Genomic DNA, 20,943 nt, shown 5'->3' with positions numbered 1-20,943 from the left:
GTGGGGTGCCGATGACCCCCGCCCCGATGCAGCGCCGTGGGCTGCGCCGGTCGGTCCGCCTCTTCCGCGCCTTCCTCCTCGAGCAGACGCAGCCGGAGGTCTTCTACTCGACCCTCGCGAGCGACTCGATCGCCCTGCTGCGTGAGCACACCGACCTCGCCGGCCGCACCGTCCTCGACGTCGGCGCCGGGCCGAGCGAGTTCGCCCGCGCCTTCCGTGCCGAGGGCGCGCGCTACGTCCCGGTCGACCACGACGCCTCGGTCGCGTCGGTGCGTGACGGGGGAGTCGTCGGCGACGCCCTGCGCCTGCCCCTGGCCGACGGCAGCGTCGACGTCGTCTTCTCGAGCAACATGTGGGAGCACGTGCCGGACCCGGAGGCCGTGGCCGACGAGATGCTGCGCGTGACCCGGCCCGGTGGTGTCGTCCTGCTGTCGTACACCAACTGGCTCTCCCCGTGGGGTGGGCACGAGACCTCCCCGTGGCACTGGCTCGGCGGCGAGCGGGCGATCCGCCGCTACGAGCGCAAGCACGGGCACCTGCCCAAGAACCGCGTCGGCGAGACCCTCCATCGGGTGAGCGTGCGCCAGGGCCTGGACTGGGCGAAGGGGGCGGACGCGCAGGTTCTCGTGGCCCGGCCGCGGTATCTGCCCGACGGCTGCGCCGCCGTCCTGCGGGTGCCGGGTCTGCGCGAGGTCGTCACGTGGAACCTCCTGCTCGTCCTGCGTCGCCGATGACCGCGGTCGAGGCGGTCAGGTCACGCATCCAGCGCCTCGCCGCGACCCTGCTCGTCGCCGTCCTGCCCTGGCTCGTCGCGCCGGGCACGCTCCAGCCGGACACCAAGACCGACCTCGTGCTCTCCCCGGCCCGCTACCTCGGCCGTGCCCTGTGGGCGTGGAACGACCACACCGGCATCGGTGAGCTGCAGAACCAGGCCTACGGCTACCTCTTCCCGATGGGGCCGGTCTTCCTGCTCGGCGACGCGGTCGGCGCACCCGGCTGGGCCGTCCAGCGGGTGTGGTGGACGCTTCTGCTCGTCGTCGGCTTCGTCGGTGCGGAGCGGGTGGCCCGGCGTCTCGCGGGCCTGCCGACGATCCCCGCGCTGCTCGTCGGCGGCGCTTTCGCCCTGTCGCCCCGGGTACTGACCGTCCTGTCGGAGATCTCCGTCGAGGTCTGGCCGCAGGCGGTCGCGCCGTGGTTGCTCCTCGTGGCGGCGAAGGGGGTCGCCCCCGGAACGACGGCCGGTGACCGGCGTCGGATGGCCGTGGTCACCGGGCTGCTCGCCGCGTGCCTCGGCGGGGTCAACGCGACCGTCTCGCTCGTCGCGCTCGTGCCGGCAGCCATGTGGCTGCTGCTCGCTCCCGCCGGGCGGCGCCGCGTGCGCGCGCTCGCGTGGTGGTGCCTGGGTGCGGCAGCGGGGGCTGCGTGGTGGCTCGGGCCGCTGCTCGTGCTCGGCCGCTACTCCTACCCTTTCCTCGACCACATCGAGGTCGCCTCGACGACGACCGCCGTGGCCTCGGTGACCAATGTGCTGCGCGGCGCCAACCACTGGATCGCCTACATCCTCACGGCGGGGGAGCACCCGACCTGGCAGTCCGGCTGGGTCCTCGCCCAGTCCGTCGACGCGATCATCGCGACGTCGGTGCTCGCCGGCCTGGGGCTCGCCGGGCTCGTGCGGCGGCGCCCCGAGCGCGAGGGCGCGCACCTCACCCGGTGGGCCCTGGCACTCGTCCTCCTCGGGGTCGTCGCCATGGCCGTCGGACGGTCCGGCTCGGCCTCCGGCCCGCTCGCGGAGATCGTGCAGCGGTGGCTCGACGGACCGCTGGCGCCCTTCCGCAACGTCCACAAGGCCGACCTCCTGGTCCGGCTGCCCGTCGCGATCGGGGTGGGGCTGCTCGCGCACTGGGCGACGCGCGTGGAGCGGGGGGCCACCCCCTTCGTCCGACAGCTCGTCGTCGTGGCGACGGTCCTCGCCCTCGTCGGCTCGCTCGCCCCCGTGTGGGCCGGCCGCGTCGGAGATGCCTGGGCGCCGACCGACGTGCCGCAGACCTGGCGCGCCGCGGCGAGCGAGGTCGACACGATGGCTGCCAGCGACGGCGGGACGACCCTCGTGCTGCCGGGCGCTCGCACCGCGGACTACACGTGGGGTCGGGTGACGGACGAACCCCTCGGGGCGCTCGCCGCGTCGCCGGTGCTGGCCCGTGCCGCCGCGCCGCTCGGTCACCCCGCAGCCACCCGCGTGCTCGACGAGGTGGACGAGCTCGTGGCCACCGGCAGGCGCCAGCCGCAGCTGGCGACGGGACTGCGCCGGCTCGGCATCTCGCGAGTCGTCGTGCGGGGTGGTCTCGACCCCGACGTGGGGGCCGTCGACTCCCAGAGCGTCGCCGCCACCCTCGCGGCATCACCCGGCCTGACCCGGGTCTGGTCGCGTGGTGACGGCTCGGAGGAGGTGAGCATCTGGCGCCTTGACGTGCCGGCAACGCCGGTGTCCGTCGTGCCGCAGGGCGGCGTCGTGGGCGTGGCCGGGGCGCCGGAGGCGTGGTTCGCGCTCGTCGCCACCGGGCTGCTCGACCCCGCAGCGGTCACGACGACGGCCGGGGGGTCCGCCGACGTGCGCACCGACACGCTGCGTTGGCAGGCGCTCAACTCCGGCCGCCCGCCGGCCGCCGGGCACAGCCCGACCCTGGCGGCGGACAACCTCTGGCCCGAGCTCCTCGGCACGCGCGACCTCGAGCCCGGTGGGCAGGAGCGGGGACGCACGACGCGCTTCCACGACGGCATCACCCGGGTGGTGGTCTCGTCGAGCGCAGCCGACCCCTTCGCCCGGCAATGGCGCAGCGCCGGCGACGGGCCCGCATCGATGGTCGACGGCGACCCGCGCACCGCGTGGGTGAGCGGCGACGGTGCCCGGACCCAGCGGGTGACCCTCACCCTGGCGCCGGGGGCGCGACCGACGGCCCTGCTCGTCCACGAGGCATGGGGCGGCGACCTCGCCGGTCTCGCTGCCGTCGAGGTCGACGGCAGCGACGGGGTGCGGGTCGGCTCCACGACGACCTGGCGCATCCCGCTCGACGGGCGCGAACGCCGGACGGTCACCCTCGAGCTCACGCGGGCGTCCGAGGCCGCCGCGCAGGCACCACTCGGCATCCGCGAGGTGCAGCTCGAGGACGGCCCGCGCATCGAGACCGGGCTGACCGTGCCCGCCGGCGACGGGCCGGTGCTCATCACCCGGGACCCGCGGGCGGGCGCCGACCTCGCGGCGGGGGAGGACCCGCAGGACCTCGTCCGTGAGGTCGGCGACCTGCCGGAGTCGAGCATCTCGACGACGGTCCGGCTGCGCCCGGGCGACGACGCGCAGGACCTCGTCACGGCCCCGTGGAGCCTCGTCGGCAGCACCCAGCCGGCGACGGCCGAGGCGGCGCGGGACCTCACCCGGTGGCCCGTCGCGGCCGTCGACGGGGACCCCGCCACCCGCTGGCGCCCGGCACCCGGTGCGGAGCCCGTGCTCGACATCGACCTCGGGCAGGAGCAAGCGGTCAGCACGATCACCCTCGACCGGGCCGCCGGTCCCGTGACCGTCGCGACGGACGACGAGCGCTACGTGCTGCCGAGCGGCACGACCCTGACGATCCCGCAGCAGAGCACCCGACACCTCACGCTGACCTTCGCGCGGCCGCGGACCCAGGCCGCGTGGTCGGGCCCCGAGGTGACTGTCGAGGGCGTGCCGGGCCCGGCGTCGCGGGTGTCGCTCGAGTGCAGCGAGGCCGGGGCCGTCGGGCGCGACAGCGGTCGTATCGGCTTGGCTCTCACGGCCTCGCGCTCCGCGCTCGTCTCCGGGGCGGCCGTGCCGGCGACGTCGTGCGGGAACCTGCCGGCCGGCAGCGGCACGGTCACCGCGGCCGCGGCCGGACCGCTCGTGCCCGAGATGGTCACCCTCACGCCGCAGGGCTGGCAGCGCGCCGCCGCCGAGCCCGACCGCACCGTGACGAGCACCCGTGAGCACACCGGCCGCTGGCAGGTCGACGTCGGCCGGGGCGGGGAGGGACTGCTCGTGCTCTCGCAGGGGGCCAACGCGGGCTGGCGGGCGACGACCGAGGACGGGAGCATCCTCGAGCCGGTGACCGTCGACGGATGGCGCCAGGCCTTCGTCGTCCCTGCCGGGGGAGCGGTCGGGGTCACGGTCGACTTCGTCCCCAACGGCCACCACCGGCTGGCCCTGGGCATCGGTGCCCTGCTCGCCGGCCTGCTCGTGCTCTGGGGGGCGCTCGAGGTGTGGTTGCGGCGTCGCTCCGGTGCGGTGACCACCGCCGACGGGGAGGCCGCAGTCGTCCACGCCACGGTGCGTGACGTGGACGCAGACGTGGACACCGAGCTGGGCGACGTCGCCGCCGACGCGGAGGCGGGGGTGGCCCCCTTCGTCCTCGGGGTGCTGCTCGGCGCGCTCGTCGGGCTGCTCGTCGCCGGCTGGTGGGGGCTGCTCGCCGGTGCGGTGGGCGCCGTGCTGCCGGTGCGTCGTCGAGCGACGGCGGTGGCCCTCGTCCTCGGTGCTGCGGGTATCGCCCTGGCCGTTCTCGGGGTCGCCGAGCGTCAGTCGGCGGGCTCGCTCGTCTCGCAGGTCCTCGGCGCGGTCACGCTCGGGGTGCTGGCTGCGGCGCTGGTGCGTCCGTCGTCCGGTGCGCGCGACGCAGCACCGGACGCTCCAGCAGGGACCACGACAGGTGCGCCAGACCCACGCTGACGACCGTCACGAGCAGCAGCGTCGCGGCGAAGGGCGCCGCGAAGAGCCGCAGGTCGAGCAGGGCGAAGGTCACCTGCAGCACGAGCACGTGCCACAGGAAGACCCCGTAGGAGATGTCGCCGAGCCACCGGGCGGCTCCGGCCACCGGTGAGCCGGTGATCGTCTCCGCGAGCCCTCGGGTCGTGCCCGCCAGCAGGAGGCACCCGGCGACGAGCCCGTAGAGCAGCTCCGCCGCGAGTGCCTGCGCGGGCGAGGAGTGCTCGATCCCGCGGGGTCCGGCGACCGGCGTCGAGGAGACCAGCCACAGCACCGCGGCGAGGAGCACGAGGGTGCCCGGGCTGGTCCGCACGGCTTCGAGCCACGGGCGCGGGGTGACCACGACCCCGGCCCGCTCCGCCTGCACGACGACCGAGACCGCGGTGCCGACGGCAAACCACGTGGCGTGACCGGCCGCGCTCGTCGCGAGGATGCCGCCCCACCGGCCGTCCGGCACCGCGGCGAGCGTCTGGAGCACGAGCCCGGCGACCGCGATGCCGGCGCAGACCGCCAGGAGCCGACGGGCGACCGTCGCGGGGGCGGCGCCGCGCACCACGGGCGCGATCACGGCGGCGACGAGGGGCAGTGCGAGGTAGAAGGTCAGCTCGCTCGTCAGGCTCCACGTCTGGGTGAAGGACTGGAAGGTCCGCCCCGTCCAGCCCTGCCCGACGACGAGGTGCACGAGGACGGTCGGCAGGTCGAGGGCGCTCGCGGCGGCTCCGCCGAGCCAGATCGCGACGGCGACCACGGCGACGAGCGCGAGGAGGTACCCGGGGTAGATGCGCGCCGCCCGCCGCACGAGGTAGCGCCGCGCCGACCAGTCGACCTCCTCGCCGAGCGCACGTCGGACGAAGGGGGTCGACAGCAGGAAGGCGGAGAGGGCGAAGAAGACCGCCACGCCGAGCTCGCCGCGCACGGCGAGGCCGCCGACCACACCCTGCTCGCCGGCGCCGGTCCAGAAGGCGACGTGCGAGAGCAGGACGAGCCAGGCCGCGACCGCTCGGAGCAGGTCGAGGCCGAGCAGGCGTGACGTGCCGCTCACCGGGGGAGCCTGTCGTGTGTCGATGCCTTCACCTACCATTCGGTAACGATCGCCCATTCTGCCTGCTCGAGAGGACCTCGGATGACGCTCCGTCCCGTGCTGCGCGCCCGCGCACCCCTGCGGGTGAGCTTCGCCGGCGGCGGCACCGACGTCGCACCCTTCACCGAGCGCGAGGGCGGCGCGGTCCTCAGCGCCACGATCGGCAGCTATGCCTACGCGACGCTGCGGCCGCGCACCGACGGGCACATCACCGTCGAGTCGCACGACTACGGCACGAGCATCGGCTACGACGTCGGCACCCCCTTCGAGCTGGGCGGCGAGCTCGACCTGCCCAAGGCCGCGATCGCCCGGATCATGGCGCTCGACGGGGCCATGGCCTCCGACGGCTTCGACCTCTTCCTGCACACCAATGCCCCGCCCGGGTCCGGCCTCGGCAGCTCGAGCGCGGTCATGGTCGCGGTCATCCAGCTCGTGGCCCGGCACTGCGGCCTCGACCTCGGCCCGCACGAGACCGCCGAGCTGGCGTACCGGCTCGAGCGCGACGACCTGGCGATCCCGGGCGGCTACCAGGACCAGTACGCGGCAGCCTTCGGCGGCTTCAACTTCATGGAGTTCCGCACCGACGGGCAGGTCGTCGTCAACCCGCTGCGGGTGCGGCCGGACACCGTCCACGAGCTCGAGCACAACATGCTGCTCGCCTACACCGGGCGCACCCGCGTGAGCGACCACATCATCCAGGACCAGGTCTCCCGCTACGAGACGGGCAACGCGGACGCGATCGCGGGGCTGCGGGCGCAGCGAGACCTCGCCGACGCGATGCGGGTGGCGCTGCTGCGCGGCCGGGTCGACGAGATCGGTCACCTCCTCGGCCAGGCATGGCAGGAGAAGCAGCGGATGTCCTCGCGGATCACCACGCCGCTCATCGCCGACGCGGTCGAGAGCGCGCTCGCGCACGGCGCCCTCGGTGGCAAGGTCACCGGGGCCGGTGGCGGCGGGCACATGATCTTCATCTGCGAGTTCGAGAAGCGCCACCTCGTCGCCGACGAGCTGATCCGCCTGGGCCTGACGGTCTCCGAGTTCACCTTCACCAAGCACGGCGTCACGACCTGGAAGGGCCAGCAATGACAGCGACGCAGGGGGGCCACGCGCTCGTCACCCAGCAGCTCGACGCGGGGATCGCGGCGTGGGCCCGGTTGGCCAGCGAGATCTCGGCACCCGGGGTGCGTGAGGCCGTCGAGGCTGCCGGGCGCGACGTCGTCGACGCCCTCGCTGCGGGGGGCACGCTCCTCGTCGCCGGCAACGGCGGGTCGGCCGCGATCGCCAGCCACGTCGCCGCGGAGTTCCTCGGCAAGTGCATCCACGACCGGCACCCGCTGCCGTCGATCAGCCTCGCGGAGTCGCACTCCTCGCTCACCGCGATCGGCAACGACTACGGCTTCGACCAGGTCTTCCTGCGTGGCGTGCAGGCCTTCGGCCGCCCGGGCGACGTCCTGCTCGCGATGTCCACCTCCGGTACGAGCCCCAACGTCGTCGCGGCCCTGGAGGAGGCGCGGGCCCGCGGCCTGCGCACGATCCTCATGACCGGCGCGAAGGGCGCGGGGCAGGGGCACCTCGCCGACCACCTGCTCGTCGTGCCCAGCGACGAGACGCCACGCATCCAGGAGGTCCACATGCTCTGGGCGCACGCGTGGTGCGAGGCGGTCGACCTGTCGATGCAGGGGCCCCGCTGACCCCCCAGCCGTGGTGGTTCGGACCGCCGGTGCTCGACCCGCCGGGGGAGGGCGCTCCCTTCGACCTCGTCCTGCTCGACCGTGACGGCACGATCAACGTGCGCATCCCCGACGGCTACGTCACCCGGCCCGACGAGCTGCGTCTGCTGCCGGGCGCGGCCGCGGCGGTCGGGGCGCTCACGGCGGCCGGCTGCCGGACCGTCCTGGTGACCAACCAGCGGGGTGTGGCCCGTGGGCTCATGGACCGCAGCGACCTCGAGGCGGTCCACGAGCGTCTCTCTCACGCGCTGGCCGCCGAGGGCGGACGCGTCGACGCGATCGCCGTCTGCCCGCACGACACGGGTGTCTGCTCCTGCCGCAAGCCGCTCGACGGTCTCTTCCGCGCGGCCCTCGCGGCGGCCCCGTGGGCCCACCCCGAGCGGTGCGTCATGGTCGGTGACATGCCGAGCGACCTCACGCCGGCGCGGGGTCTCGGGATGCGGACCGAGCGGGTCACGACGCAGCGCGATCTCGCGGACGTCGTCGCGCTCCTCGCGCCACGGGGTGGGGCGCGCCGGGCCGCGGGCGGCGTGCGACGTGGTGAAGGCCACGTCCCCTAGGCTGTCGACCGGCTGCTGCGACGCTGTCAAAGTGCTACTGTCCGGTAAGTTTCATAGGGCCAAGGAGGGTCAACTCGTGCGCAAGTACCTGTTGCCGGCGATCATCATGGGCGTCGGCGCATTCATTCTCACCATGGGGCTGCTCTTCCGGTTCTATGCATATCCCAAGCTCGCGGTGGTCCCCAACGACCAGAACACGACGCAGATCGTGCAGGACCCGGACGCGAAGTTCTTCGACGCCGACAACGTCAAGCCCGCCGAGGGCGAGCTGACGACGACCGCGCGCATCATCGGTGACCCGCAGGCGGCCGAGAACGCCTCCGAGGAGTCCGGGCGCGACCTGGCCGTGTGGAACAGCGGTCAGATCAGCGACAACAACGGCGACAACATCCCGATGGACGGCAGCACCGAGGTCTACGTCTTCGACCGCCACACGGGCGAGGCCGTCAACTGCTGCGGCGAGTCCAAGAACGGCGAGGAGGTCAAGCGCGACGGCCTGCTCGTGAAGTTCCCCTTCGACACGAAGAAGGACGGCTCCTACAACTGGTGGGACAGCACCGTCGGCAAGTCCTTCCCCGTCACCTTCGAGGGTGAGGAGGACCTGCAGGGGATGAACGTCTACAAGTTCACCCAGGAGGTCCCCGAGACCAAGTACGCCACCCGTGAGCTGCCCGGCAACCTCTTCGGTGGGGCCGCCAGCTCCGGTGCCGTCGAGGCGGACCGCTACTACTCCAACAAGCGCACCTTCTGGGTGGACCCGGTGACCGGTGTCGTCATCGACCGCGTCGAGGAGCAGCACCAGGAGTTCCGCTACAACGGCAAGACGCTGACGGCCCTCGAGACCACCTCGAAGTTCACCAAGGACACCGTCGACAAGAACGTCGAGGACTACAAGTCGAAGTCCTCGCTCCTGGGCATGGTCAAGTCGACCTTCCCGATCGTCTTCGGCATCCTCGGCGTGCTGCTCCTGCTCACCGGCCTCATCCTGTCGATCCTCATCGGTCGGCGCCGCGACCTCGACGAGCAGCCCGCCTACGTCGACAACCGTCCGGACCCGGTCTTCGGCCCCTCGGACCCCGACGAGACGACGGTCCGCCGCAGCGACATCCACGGCAGCTGACGACCACGCAGCTGGTCCCGTGACGAGGCCGGCCACCACCCGCTCGGGTGGTGGCCGGCCTCGTTCGTCGTCCCGGTCAGCCCGGCCGGTGGGCGACGAAGATCGCGGTCCCGGGCAGGTGCGCCCCGCGCAACGGTGACCAGCCGCCCCAGGTCTGCGTGTTGTCCGGCGGCCACTCCGGCTCGAGCAGGGCGTCGAGGACGAGTCCGGCATCGACGATCTCGGCGATGCGGTGGCCCGTCGTGCGGTGGTGCTCGACGTAGCTCGCCCGCCCCTGCGTGGACTCCACGTAGGGCGTCTCGTCGAAGTAGGAGCCGGTGGCTGTCAGGCCCGCCTGCCCCGGGACGTCGGGGAAGGCCCAGCGGATCGGGTGCGACGTGGAGAAGGCCAGCCGGCCCCCCGGGCGCAGGACGCGGGCCAGCTCGACCATGAGCCCGGCGGAGTCGGCGACGAAGGGGGTGGCGCCGTAGGCCGAGAAGACGACGTCGAAGGAGGCGTCGGCGAAGGGCAGGCGGGTCGCGTCGGCCTGGGCGAGCAGGGGCGCCGGGCCGGGGGAGCGGGCACTGAGCCGGGCGGCCGTGGCGAGCATGCCGCCGGAGAGGTCGGTCGAGACGACCCGGGCGCCGTGTGCGGCGCACCACCTGGCGCCCTGACCACCGCCACCGCCGAACTCGAGGACGGCGCGGCCGGCGAGCGAGCCGGGTGGGCCGAGGACGTGCAGGTCGTCCTCGGACCAGCCCTCGGGGCCCCACACGAGATCGGCGTCGCCGAGGAAGTCGCCGTGCTCGGCGAGGTAGTCGTCGGCCTCGCGGTCCCACCAGGCGCGGTTGGCGTCGACGGTCTCGGACTGGGCGCTGTCGCGCCGGTGGACGGCGTCCGGTCCGGTCGCGTGGCCCTCTTCGATGCCCTGATCCATGGTCGCGACGCTAGCCCACGGGCGCTTTTGCTCCCTTCGGCAGGGAAGCACTACGATGGAGAAGCACTTTGTGTGCCCACCCGGGCGCCCCGGGCGCTTCCGCACCCGGTCCACACGAGATCAACTGTCCACAATCGGAGTTCCTACTACATGACTGCCAGCACGGTCGACACGACCGCCCCTCAGATCGCCGTCAACGACATCGGCTCTGAGGAAGATCTTCTCGCCGCGATCGACGCCACGATCAAGGACTTCAACGACGGCGACATCGTCGAGGGTCACATCGTCAAGGTGGACCGCGACGAGGTGCTCCTCGACATCGGCTACAAGACCGAGGGTGTCATCCCCTCGCGCGAGCTGAGCATCAAGCACGACGTCGACCCCTCGGAGATCGTCACCGTCGGTGACAGCGTCGAGGCCCTCGTCCTCCAGAAGGAGGACAAGGAAGGCCGACTCATCCTGTCCAAGAAGCGTGCGCAGTACGAGCGCGCCTGGGGCACCATCGAGAAGATCAAGGAGGAGGACGGCGTCGTCACCGGCACCGTCATCGAGGTCGTCAAGGGTGGCCTCATCCTCGACATCGGCCTGCGTGGCTTCCTCCCCGCCTCCCTCGTGGAGATGCGCCGCGTCCGCGACCTCCAGCCCTACGTGGGCAAGGAGATCGAGGCCAAGATCATCGAGCTCGACAAGAACCGCAACAACGTGGTCCTGTCGCGCCGTGCCTGGCTCGAGCAGACCCAGTCCGAGGTCCGCACGACCTTCCTCAAGGAGCTCCAGAAGGGGCAGGTCCGCTCCGGCGTCGTCTCCTCGATCGTCAACTTCGGTGCCTTCGTGGACCTGGGTGGCGTCGACGGTCTCGTCCACGTCTCCGAGCTGTCCTGGAAGCACATCGACCACCCGTCCGAGGTCGTCGAGGTCGGCGACGAGGTCACCGTCGAGGTCCTGGACGTCGACATGGACCGCGAGCGTGTCTCCCTGTCGCTCAAGGCGACGCAGGAGGACCCGTGGCAGCACTTCGCCCGGACCCACGCGATCGGTCAGGTCGTCCCGGGCAAGGTCACCAAGCTCGTCCCCTTCGGTGCCTTCGTGCGCGTCGAGGACGGCATCGAGGGTCTGGTCCACATCTCCGAGCTGGCCGAGCGCCACGTGGAGCTGCCGGAGCAGGTCGTCAACGTCGGCCAGGAGATCTTCGTCAAGGTCATCGACATCGACCTCGAGCGTCGTCGCATCTCCCTCAGCCTCAAGCAGGCCAACGAGGACGGTGCCAACCTCACCGAGTTCGACCCGACGCTCTACGGCATGGCCGCCGAGTACGACGAGCAGGGCAACTACAAGTACCCCGAGGGCTTCGACCCGGAGACCAACGAGTGGCTCGAGGGCTACGACACGCAGCGCGAGGCCTGGGAGAAGCAGTACGCCGAGGCCCACGCCCGCTGGGAGGCGCACCGCGCCCAGATCGAGAAGGCCGCGGCCGACGACGCCGCTGCCGCCGAGGGCGCTGGCGAGTCCGTCGCCACGTCCTACAGCTCGGACAGCACCCCCGCCCCCAGCGCCGGTTCGTCCGCGCCGGCGACCGAGGGCACGCTGGCCTCCGACGAGGCTCTGGCCGCGCTCCGCGAGAAGCTCACGGGCAACTGACCCGAGAGCACTCCTGACGAAGGGCGTCGCACCATCTGGTGCGGCGCCCTTCGTCGTCGGTGGACGTGCCTAGGATCGGGCACATGCTGCGCATCGGACTGACAGGCGGGATCGGCTCGGGCAAGTCGACGGTCTCCGCGAGGCTCGCCGAGCTCGGGGCGGTCGTCGTCGACGCCGACAAGATCGCCCGCGAGGTCGTCGAGCCGGGGGAGCCGGCGCTGGAGCAGATCCGCGAGCGCTTCGGCGAGGCGGTCTTCACCGCCGACGGTGCCCTGGACCGCCCGGCGCTCGGCCGGGTCGTCTTCGGTGACCCGCAGGCTCTCGCCGACCTCGAGGGCATCACCCACCCGGCGATCTGGCGGCGTACCGCCGAGCGCTTCGCTGCCGCCGAGGCCGATGGCAGTGCCATCGGCGTCCACGACATGCCGCTGCTCGTCGAGAAGCAGATGGCGGGGGAGTACCACCTCGTCGTCGTCGTCGACACCGACGAGCAGGTGCGTCTGCAGCGCCTCGTCGAGCTGCGCGGGATGCCGCAGGACGAGGCCCGCTCTCGCATCGCGGCGCAGGCCACGGATGCCCAGCGACGAGCCGCCGCCGACGTGCTCCTCGACAACAACGGGACCCCCGAGGAGCTGGCCGCCCAGGTGGACCGGCTCTGGGAGGCGAGGCTGACCCCCTTCGCCGACAACCTCGCGGCGGGCCGCCGTCGCGAGCGCGAGCCGGTGATCAGCCTCTCCGAGCCGGACCCGACGTGGCCGGAGCAGGCGGCCCGCCACCTGGCCCGCATCGGCCACGCCCTCGGTGACCGGGCCGCGACCCTGGACCACATCGGCTCGACGGCCGTGCCGGGGCTCGTGGCCAAGGACGTCCTCGACCTGCAGGTCGGGGTCACCTCGCTCGCCGAGGCCGACGAGCCGGGCTTCGTCGAGGCGCTCACCGCGGCCGGCTACCCGCGCGTCGAGGGCTACCTGGCGGACACCCCCCGGGTCGACGGGCAGACGCCGCAGGAGTGGCCCAAGAGATTCCACGGCAACTGCGACCCGGGCGTCGCGGTGCACCTGCATGTGCGTGAGGTGGGCTCTCCGGGCTGGCGGTGGGCCCTGCTCTTCCGCGACTGGCTGCGCACCGAGCCGGCTGCGCGCGAGGAGTACGCCGCGGTCAAGCGGGGGGTCGAGGCGCGGCGGCTGTCGATGGAGGACTACGCCGAGGCCAAGGAGCCGTGGTTCGACGGGATCCACGAGCGGCTCGAGGTCTGGGCGCGCGAGACCGGGTGGACCCCGGAGGGGCGCTGATGCCCTCGTACCGGGTGGCGATCGACGTGCACGGCGTGGTGCCGGGTTACGCGCCGGAGGACCTGCTGCCGCGGGCGGAGGAGCTGCTCGCCGTGGGGCACCGGGTCGAGGACCGCTCCGTCGAGCTCGTGCGGGGCCAGCCGCAGATCCACCTGCGCTTCCTCGTGACCGGCAGCCACGACGCCCGGGAGGACGACGAGGCTGAGGACGCCGTGCGGGCGCTCGTCGCCGCGCTGGCGCCCGTGGCGCACCTCGGGACCTGGACCCTGCGCCGCGGTCCTGGCGGTCACTGGCGCACGATCCGCAGCGGTGATGCCAGGGACGGCGTGCCGGAGCACCCCGTCGACTTCTGACCGCTGTCGGGGGTGTGGCCTACCGTTGTCGTCATGCGCCCGGTGACCGATCTGCAACGCACGGTGGCTCCCTTCGAGGTCATCTCCGAGTACGAGCCCGCCGGTGACCAGCCGACGGCGATCGCCGAGCTCGCCCGGCGGGTGCGCGCGGGGGAGCAGGACATCGTGCTGCTCGGTGCCACGGGCACCGGCAAGTCCGCGACGACGGCCTGGCTCATCGAGGAGGTGCAGCGGCCGACCCTCGTCATGGCGCCCAACAAGACACTGGCCGCCCAGCTGGCCAACGAGTTCCGCGAGCTGCTGCCCAACAACGCCGTCGAGTACTTCGTCAGCTACTACGACTACTTCCAGCCCGAGGCCTACGTCCCGCAGACCGACACCTACATCGAGAAGGACAGCTCGATCAACGAGGAGGTCGAGCGGCTGCGGCACAGCGCGACCAACAGCCTGCTCACCCGGCGCGACGTGGTCGTCGTCGCCTCGGTCTCGTGCATCTACGGCCTGGGCACCCCGCAGGAGTACGTCGACCGGATGGTCAACCTGCGCGTCGGCGACGAGATCGACCGCGACGAGCTGCTGCGGCAGTTCGTCACCATGCAGTACACGCGCAACGACCTCGCCTTCACCCGCGGCACCTTCCGCGTGCGCGGCGACACGGTGGAGATCATCCCGGTCTACGAGGAGCTCGCCGTGCGGATCGAGTTCTTCGGCGACGAGATCGAGGCGATCCACACGCTGCACCCGCTGACCGGCGAGGTCGTGCGCGAGGAGCAGACCGTCCACGTCTTCCCCGCCACGCACTACGTCGCCGGGCCCGAGCGCATGGAGCGGGCGATCTCCGGCATCGAGCGCGAGCTCGAGGAGCAGCTGGCCACCCTCGAGCGCCAGGGCAAGATGCTCGAGGCGCAGCGCCTGCGCATGCGCACGACCTATGACATCGAGATGATGCGTCAGGTCGGCAGCTGCGCGGGGATCGAGAACTACTCGATGCACATCGACGGGCGCTCGCCCGGCTCGGCACCCAACTGCCTGCTCGACTACTTCCCCGAGGACTTCCTGCTCGTCATCGACGAGTCGCACCAGACGGTGCCCCAGATCGGCGCGATGTACGAGGGCGACGCCTCGCGCAAGCGCACCCTCGTCGAGCACGGCTTCCGGCTCCCCAGCGCGATGGACAACCGTCCGCTCACCTGGGAGGAGTTCCTCGAGCGCATCGGGCAGACGGTCTACCTCTCGGCGACGCCGGGCGACTACGAGATGGCCAAGTCCGACGGGCACGTCGAGCAGGTGATCCGCCCGACGGGTCTCGTCGACCCCGAGGTGGTCCTCAAGCCGACCAAGGGCCAGATCGACGACCTGCTCCACGAGATCCGCGCCCGTGCGGAGCGCGACGAGCGGGCTCTCGTGACGACCCTGACGAAGAAGATGGCGGAGGACCTCACCGACTACCTGCTCGACAAGGGCGTGCGGGTGCGCTATCTGCACTCCGACATCGACACCCTGCGGCGCGTCGAGCTGCTGCGCGAGCTGCGGCTCGGCGAGTTCGACGTCCTCGTCGGCATCAACCTCCTGCGCGAGGGGCTCGACCTGCCCGAGGTCTCGCTCGTGAGCATCCTCGACGCCGACAAGGAGGGCTTCCTGCGCAGCGCCCGGTCGCTCATCCAGACGATCGGTCGCGCGGCGCGCAATGTCTCCGGCCAGGTGCACATGTACGCCGACAAGATCACCCCGTCGATGCAGGAGGCGCTCGACGAGACCCAGCGTCGACGCGACAAGCAGATCGCCTACAACCGCGAGCACGGGGTCGACCCGCAGCCCCTGCGCAAGAAGATCGCCGACATCACCGACATGCTCCAGCGCGAGGACGCCGACACCGACGCGCTGCTCGGCTCGGGCCGCAGCCAGAGCCGGGGCAAGGGCGGCAAGCTCGCCGCGGCACCCGACGAGTCGACCGCCCGGCGTGATCGGGACCTCCCGGCGGGCGAGCTGGCCCGGCTCATCCAGGAGCTCACCGACCAGATGCACCAGGCGGCGACGGACCTGCACTTCGAGCTCGCGGCGCGCCTGCGCGACGAGATCGGGGACCTCAAGAAGGAGCTGCGGCAGATGACCGCCGCCACCCGCTGATTGGGGACCCCGAGGCGGTCCGGTCGCCGACGCGTCCCCGCACCGGGGCGTGTGACGTGAGAGACTTCGAGAAGCCAGCGGAGGGGAGTATCCCCGAGCGGTGTCTCGTCAACACGGCCGGTCTCCGGCCCGGGGCACCGGCCCACCAGGGTGGGAGAGACCTCCGGACGACTGACCCCTGTCCGGAAGGTTCGCCTTGACCACCATCTCCACCCTCCAACCCGCGATCATGAGCGGCGGCACGATGGACGTGCCGACGTGGGCGTGGCTGCTCACGCTCGCCGTCGCCGCCGTCGTCCTCACCTTCGACGTCATCATGGTCGCCCGCCGGCCCCACGTGCCCTCCACCAAGGAGGTCTCGGTCGTCCTCGGGATCTACGTCGCGGCTGCGGTCCTCTTCGGCATCGCCCTGTGGTTCCTCGAGGGCGGTGACCGCGGGACGGAGTTCTTCGCCGGGTGGTTGACCGAGTACTCGCTCTCGATCGACAACCTCTTCATCTTCATCATCATCATGGCGAAGTTCGGAGTGCCGGGCCGCTTCCAGCAGACCGCGCTGCTGTGGGGCATCATCATCGCCATCGTGCTGCGGACGATCTTCATCTTCGTCGGCGCCGCGGCCATCAACCAGTTCGCCTGGGTCTTCTACATCTTCGGCCTCTTCCTCATCTACACCGCCTACAACTTGGCGACGGAGAGTCATGACGAGGAGGAGGACTGGGAGCCCAATGCGATCATCAAGTGGTTCCAGCGCACCGTGCCGAGCACGACCGAGTGGTCCTCGCGCCTCTTCACGAAGGAGAACGGCAAGCGCGTCGCCACCCCGATCTTCATCGTCGTCATCGCCCTCGGCATGACCGACCTGCTCTTCGCGCTCGACTCCATCCCGGCGATCTACGGCCTGACCAAGGAGCCCTACATCGTCCTGACGGCCAACCTCTTCGCCCTCATGGGTCTGCGGCAGCTCTACTTCCTCATCGGTGGCCTGCTGAAGAAGCTGGTCTACATGAGCCTGGGCCTGTCGGTGCTGCTCGCCTTCATCGGCGTCAAGCTCATCCTGCACGCCCTTCACGAGAACAACCTGCCCTTCATCAACGGCGGTGAGCACGTCTCCGTCCCGGAGATCTCGACCGTCTTCTCCCTCGGCGCGATCGTCGTCATCCTCGGTGTCACGACCGTCGCCAGCCTCTGGAAGTCCAACAAGGACGCCAAGGAGGGCATCGACTCGGGTCACTGATCCGCAGGTGCGAAGGGGGGTGGTCACCGCACGGTGACCACCCCCCTTCGTCGTGTTGTCAGACCGGGATCTCGGGGGAGGGACCGGTGCGGCGCGCACCCAGCCCGAGGACGAGGACGCTCGCGAGAACGACGAGGGCCATCCCGCCGAGCTGGACGGGCGACAGGCGCTGGCCCAGGACGAGGAGCCCGGCGAGGGCGGCGACCGCTGGCTCGAGGCTGAGCAGGATGCCGAAGACCGCCGGTGCCAGGCGCCGCAGGGCGACGAGCTCGAGCGAGTAGGGCAGCACCGAGCTGAGCACGGCGATGCCCAGGCCCTTGAGCAGGACGGTGCCGTCCCAGGCCCCGGTGCCGTGGACGCTCACGTCCCAGATGCCGAAGGGGAGGACGAGCACCGTCGCGACGACCATGGCCAGTGCCAGGCCCTCGAGCTGGGGGAAGGCCGCACCGGTCCGCCCGGAGAAGACGATGTAGCCGGCCCAGCAGGCGCCGGCGGCCAGGGCGAGCACGATGCCGGTGCCCTCGAGCTCGTCGAGGGGCAGACTCAGGGCCTGCGAGATGAGCAGCACCCCGATCGCGGCCGCGGCGACGGCCAGCAGATCTCGGGGGCGGCGCGAGAGCACGGCGGCGAGGGCGAGGGGGCCGATGAACTCGATCGTCACGGCCACGCCGATCGGCAGGTGCCCGAGGGAGGCGTAGAAGGCGAAGTTCATCAGGCCCAGCGCCACGCCGAAGCAGATGACGGTCACCCAGTCGCGACGGCTGTGACCGCGCCAGCGGGGCCGCGCGATGACGAGCAGCAGCGCGGTCGCGAGGAGCAGTCGCAGGACGACGGATCCGGCGGCGCCGATCTGTGGGACGAGGGTGGCGGCGAGGGCTCCGCCGAACTGGACCGACACGACCCCGGCGAGCACGAGGAGCGGGGCTGGGACGGCATCGACACGACTCACGGCGTCACCCTAGTCTTCGCCCCATGGCGACCTATCTGTCCTTCCTCGCCCTGGTCCTGGTCATCACGATCGCCCCGGGTCCGGACACCGCACTCACCCTGCGTGCCGCCCTCGCGCGCGGGCGCGGGGCCGGGCTGTTGACCATGGCCGGAGTCAGCTGCGCAGGCGCCGTGCAGGGCCTGCTCGCAGCCGGCGGGCTGGGCGCGATCATCGTCGCCAGCGAGCCGCTCTTCCTCACGGTCAAGTGGGTGGGTGCGGCCTATTTGCTGTGGCTTGGGGGCCACGCGCTGTGGACGGCCTGGCGGGGTGACTTCTCGGCGGAGGCCGCCCGGGAGCCGGAGTCGCGCGGTCGGGGTCGGCTCTTCGCCCAGGGCTTCCTGTGCAACATCACCAACCCCAAGGTGCTGGCCTTCAACCTCGCGGTGCTGCCGCAGTTCGTCGGCGACGGCGCGGGTCTGCCCGTCCTTGCCCTCTACGCCCTGAGCCTCGTGGCCCTCGGGTCGCTCTACCTGTCGACGGTCGTGCTGCTCGCCGACCGGGCCCGGTCCTTCGTGTCCGCCCCGCGCGTGCGTCGACGGATCGAAGGGGGCATGGGCGCGGCGATGATCGGCTTCAGCGCCAAGGTCGCCACGACCCACTGACCGTCACCAGCCGCGCTCGCGCCACTCGTCGAGGTGCGGGCGCTCGGCGCCGAGGGTGGTGTCGGAGCCGTGGCCGGGGTAGACCCAGGTGTCGTCGTCGTAGACGTCGAAGACCCGCTGGGTGACGTCGGCGAAGAGCGCGTCGAAACTCTGCCCCTCCATCTTGGTGTTGCCCACACCGCCGGGGAAGAGGCTGTCCCCGGTGAAGAGGTGCGTGTGCCCCTGCGGGTCGTCGTAGGCCAGCGCCACCGAGCCCGGGGTGTGCCCGCGCAGGTGGACGACGTCGAGGGTGATCTCGCCGAAGCGCACGGTGTCGCCGTGCTGCAGTCGCACGTCGGGCGCGAGCGGCAGGGCGTCGGCGTCGTCCTCGCCCGCCTGGGTCGTGGGGGAGAAGGTCTGAGCGGTCTCCTTGAGGGCACGCACGTGGTCCCAGTGCTGGTGCGTCGTCACCAGCTGGGCGAGGCCCGACCCACCGGCGGCGACGAGCTCACGGATGCGCTCCCCTTCGTCCGCGGCGTCGACGAGCAGCTGCTCGCCGGTGGTGCGGCAGGTGAGGAGGTAGACGTTGTTGTGCATCTGCGAGACGGCCATCTTGCGGATCGTCAGGTGGGCCAGCTCGCGGGTCGACCACGGGCCGCCCGGCTGGACGTCCGGGTCGTACGCGTCGGTGGGGGTGCTCATGCGGGGTCTCCTTCGTCGGGGGTGGCGGCCGCGGCGGCCTCGGCGTCGCGCAGGGCATAGGCAGCGCCGATGAGGGTCAGGTGGCTGAAAGCCTGCGGGAAGTTGCCGGCTTGGCGGTCGCCCTCGACGTCGTACTCCTCGGCGACGAGGCCCACGTCGTTGAGCAGGCCGCACAGGCGCTGCATCAGCGCGTGGCCCTTGTCGAGCTGTCCGGTGAGGGCATAGGCGCTGACGAGCCACCACGAGCAGGCGAGGAAGGGGTGCTCGTCGCCGGCGAGCCCGTCGACACCGCTCTCCGTGCGGTAGCGCAGGAGGAACCCGTCGCGCATGAGGTCGTGCTCGACCGCGGCGACGGTGCCGAGGACCCGCGGGTCGTCGGGCGGGAGGAAGCCCACCATGGGGATGAGCAGGAGCGAGGCGTCGACCTCGTCGGTGTCGTAGTGCTGGGTGAAGGTCTGCTTGGCGTCGTTCCAGCCGCGCTCGAGGACGTCGGCGCGAACCCGCTCACGCAGGTCGCGCCAGAGCTCGACCTCGCCCTCGTAGCCGTGGACCTCCACCGCCCGGATGGCGCGGTCGAGGGCGGCCCAGACCATGACCCGGGAGTGGGTGAAGTGGCGCAGCGGACCACGGATCTCCCACAGGCCGTTGTCGGCCTGGTCCCAGTGCTCGGCGAGGTTGTTGACGAGCGAGCGCTGCACGGCCCACGACTGCGGTGACTCCTGCAGGCCCTGGGCCCGGGCGTCCTCGAGGGCGATCATCACCTCGCCGAGGACGTCGGTCTGCTTCTGGTCGACGGCGCCGTTGCCGATGCGCACGGGGCGGCTGTCGGCGTAGCCGGGCAGGTGGTCGAGCTCGCGCTCGGGCAGCTCGCGGCCGCCGTCGACGGCGTACATGATCTGCATGTCCTCGGGGTCGCCGGCGATGGCGCGCACCAGCCAGTCGCGCCACAGCTTCGTCGTGCCGACGTAACCCGACTTGAGCAGTGCCTCGAGCGTGAGCGAGGCATCGCGCAGCCAGCAGTAGCGGTAGTCCCAGTTGCGCACCCCGCCGAAGTCCTCGGGCAGGGAGGTGGTCGCGGCCGCGACGATGCCGCCACGTCGGGTGTCGGTCAGGAGGCGAAGGGTGAGCAGCGACCGGACGACCTCGGACCGGTAGGGGCCCTCGTAGGTGCACCGGGCGGCCCACTGCGAGGAGCGCTCGTGGGTGGCCTCGATGCGCGAGCTGATGTCGAGCGGCGGCGGGATCGCCTTGTAGGAGGCGAACCACGTCGTCGAGAAGTTGTAGTGCTCGCCGGCACGCACGGTCCAGCGGTCGCGGTGGTGGTCGCCGTCGGGCCGCGGCAGGCGGGAGCCGCGCAGCACGAGCATGTCGTTGCCGGCGATGGCCGTGATGACCTCGTCGTCGAGCTCGTGGCCGGGGGAGTGCGCGACCCAGGGGCGGATGCGGCCGTAGCCGAGGCGCACCACCCACTCGTGCTCCATCTCGACCTCGCCCTCGAGCCCCTCGACGACCCGCACGAGGTCGGCGCGACCGTCCCCGAGCGGCATGAGGTCGGTCACCTTGACCGCCCCCGTGGCGGTCCGGTGGATGGTCTCGAGGATGAAGGAGTCGCCGCGGTAGGCGCGGGTCGTCGTCGCCTCGGCGACCGGGCCGATGAGCCACCGGCCGTGCTCGGGGGTACCGAGCAGCGCGGTGAAGCACGACGAGGAGTCGAAGCGCGGCAGGCAGAGCCAGTCGACGGAACCCCCCTTCGACACCAGGGCTGCGGTCTCGGTGTCACCGATGGCGGCGTAGTCCTCGATCGGGGTGCTCATCCCGACAGGCTAGTGGTCGGCGGCCCCACCGCCCGG

The 20,943-nt window shown here is 71.9% G+C and carries 17 protein-coding genes; 12 read left to right on the top strand and 5 right to left on the bottom strand.

The features are described 5' to 3' along the window. Window positions 1–11: 11 nt before the first annotated feature. Together ACQBJO_RS09280 and ACQBJO_RS09275 are read left to right on the top strand one after the other, a co-directional pair. A complete protein-coding gene (locus ACQBJO_RS09280; protein ID WP_421008370.1) occupies window positions 12–734 on the top strand; it encodes a class I SAM-dependent methyltransferase in 723 nt (240 codons plus the stop codon). Then, entirely contained in the window at window positions 701–4,735 is a 4,035-nt protein-coding gene (locus tag ACQBJO_RS09275) for an alpha-(1->3)-arabinofuranosyltransferase domain-containing protein (RefSeq protein ID WP_421008369.1), read from the top strand. Before ACQBJO_RS09280 ends, ACQBJO_RS09275 begins: the two co-directional genes overlap by 34 nt. Here ACQBJO_RS09275 and ACQBJO_RS09270 read toward each other — a convergent pair. Beyond that, the gene (locus ACQBJO_RS09270) at window positions 4,626–5,813 is read right to left on the bottom strand and encodes an acyltransferase family protein (protein ID WP_421008368.1); all 1,188 of its coding nucleotides are present in this window, start codon (window positions 5,811–5,813) and stop codon (window positions 4,626–4,628) included. The genes ACQBJO_RS09275 and ACQBJO_RS09270 overlap by 110 nt on opposite strands. 81 nt (window positions 5,814–5,894) lie before the next feature. On the opposite strand from ACQBJO_RS09270, the gene ACQBJO_RS09265 reads away from it, so the two are divergent. The 4 genes from ACQBJO_RS09265 to ACQBJO_RS09250 all read left to right on the top strand — a co-directional run bounded on the left by ACQBJO_RS09265 (window position 5,895) and on the right by ACQBJO_RS09250 (window position 9,262). Beyond that, entirely contained in the window at window positions 5,895–6,938 is a 1,044-nt protein-coding gene (locus tag ACQBJO_RS09265) for a GHMP kinase (protein ID WP_255183527.1), read from the top strand. After that, entirely contained in the window at window positions 6,935–7,543 is a 609-nt protein-coding gene (locus tag ACQBJO_RS09260; protein ID WP_421008367.1) for a D-sedoheptulose-7-phosphate isomerase, read from the top strand. The genes ACQBJO_RS09265 and ACQBJO_RS09260 overlap by 4 nt, the downstream gene beginning before the upstream one ends. Window positions 7,544–7,572: 29 nt before the next feature. Beyond that, the gene (locus ACQBJO_RS09255; protein ID WP_421008366.1) at window positions 7,573–8,142 is read left to right on the top strand and encodes an HAD-IIIA family hydrolase; all 570 of its coding nucleotides are present in this window, start codon (window positions 7,573–7,575) and stop codon (window positions 8,140–8,142) included. Between the two features lie 76 nt (window positions 8,143–8,218). After that, window positions 8,219–9,262 carry a DUF3068 domain-containing protein gene (locus ACQBJO_RS09250; RefSeq protein WP_421008365.1) on the top strand — a complete coding sequence of 348 codons (1,044 nt, stop codon included), beginning with the start codon at window positions 8,219–8,221 and terminating at the stop codon, window positions 9,260–9,262. Window positions 9,263–9,338: 76 nt separating this feature from the next. On the opposite strand, the gene ACQBJO_RS09245 is transcribed toward ACQBJO_RS09250, so the two are convergent. Beyond that, window positions 9,339–10,178 (bottom strand): class I SAM-dependent methyltransferase, encoded by an 840-nt coding sequence (locus tag ACQBJO_RS09245; RefSeq protein WP_421008364.1) that lies wholly within the window; start codon window positions 10,176–10,178, stop codon window positions 9,339–9,341. 150 nt (window positions 10,179–10,328) lie between these two features. On the opposite strand from ACQBJO_RS09245, the gene rpsA reads away from it, so the two are divergent. The 5 genes from rpsA to ACQBJO_RS09220 all read left to right on the top strand — a co-directional run bounded on the left by rpsA (window position 10,329) and on the right by ACQBJO_RS09220 (window position 16,822). Next, window positions 10,329–11,816: a 30S ribosomal protein S1 gene (gene rpsA, locus ACQBJO_RS09240; protein WP_255183522.1), complete on the top strand. Its 1,488-nt coding sequence runs from the start codon at window positions 10,329–10,331 to the stop codon at window positions 11,814–11,816. Window positions 11,817–11,899: 83 nt separating this feature from the next. Beyond that, on the top strand, window positions 11,900–13,108 hold the full coding sequence (gene coaE / locus ACQBJO_RS09235) for a dephospho-CoA kinase (protein ID WP_421008363.1): 1,209 nt from the start codon (window positions 11,900–11,902) through the stop codon (window positions 13,106–13,108). Beyond that, window positions 13,108–13,461 carry a hypothetical protein gene (locus ACQBJO_RS09230; RefSeq protein ID WP_421008362.1) on the top strand — a complete coding sequence of 118 codons (354 nt, stop codon included), beginning with the start codon at window positions 13,108–13,110 and terminating at the stop codon, window positions 13,459–13,461. Before coaE ends, ACQBJO_RS09230 begins: the two co-directional genes overlap by 1 nt. 33 nt (window positions 13,462–13,494) lie before the next feature. Beyond that, window positions 13,495–15,588, top strand: coding sequence for an excinuclease ABC subunit UvrB (gene uvrB / locus ACQBJO_RS09225; RefSeq protein WP_421008361.1), 2,094 nt, complete (start codon window positions 13,495–13,497; stop codon window positions 15,586–15,588). 244 nt (window positions 15,589–15,832) lie between these two features. Further along, on the top strand, window positions 15,833–16,822 hold the full coding sequence (locus tag ACQBJO_RS09220) for a TerC family protein (protein ID WP_255186346.1): 990 nt from the start codon (window positions 15,833–15,835) through the stop codon (window positions 16,820–16,822). 58 nt (window positions 16,823–16,880) lie between these two features. On the opposite strand, the gene ACQBJO_RS09215 is transcribed toward ACQBJO_RS09220, so the two are convergent. After that, a complete protein-coding gene (locus tag ACQBJO_RS09215; protein ID WP_421008360.1) occupies window positions 16,881–17,771 on the bottom strand; it encodes an EamA family transporter in 891 nt (296 codons plus the stop codon). Between the two features lie 23 nt (window positions 17,772–17,794). On the opposite strand from ACQBJO_RS09215, the gene ACQBJO_RS09210 reads away from it, so the two are divergent. Beyond that, window positions 17,795–18,412 carry a LysE family translocator gene (locus ACQBJO_RS09210; protein ID WP_421008359.1) on the top strand — a complete coding sequence of 206 codons (618 nt, stop codon included), beginning with the start codon at window positions 17,795–17,797 and terminating at the stop codon, window positions 18,410–18,412. Between the two features lie 3 nt (window positions 18,413–18,415). On the opposite strand, the gene ACQBJO_RS09205 is transcribed toward ACQBJO_RS09210, so the two are convergent. Continuing rightward, on the bottom strand, window positions 18,416–19,093 hold the full coding sequence (locus tag ACQBJO_RS09205; RefSeq protein ID WP_421008358.1) for an MBL fold metallo-hydrolase: 678 nt from the start codon (window positions 19,091–19,093) through the stop codon (window positions 18,416–18,418). After that, window positions 19,090–20,907 (bottom strand): glycoside hydrolase family 15 protein, encoded by a 1,818-nt coding sequence (locus ACQBJO_RS09200; RefSeq protein ID WP_255183514.1) that lies wholly within the window; start codon window positions 20,905–20,907, stop codon window positions 19,090–19,092. Before ACQBJO_RS09200 ends, ACQBJO_RS09205 begins: the two co-directional genes overlap by 4 nt. Window positions 20,908–20,943: the final 36 nt, after the last annotated feature.

The sequence above is a fragment of the Janibacter zhangyanbonis genome, assembly GCF_050507325.1.
Classification (GTDB): Bacteria; Actinomycetota; Actinomycetes; order Actinomycetales; family Dermatophilaceae; genus Janibacter.
Note: the sequence above shows the minus strand (reverse complement) of the source record. Positions and strands in the feature narration are given on the sequence as shown.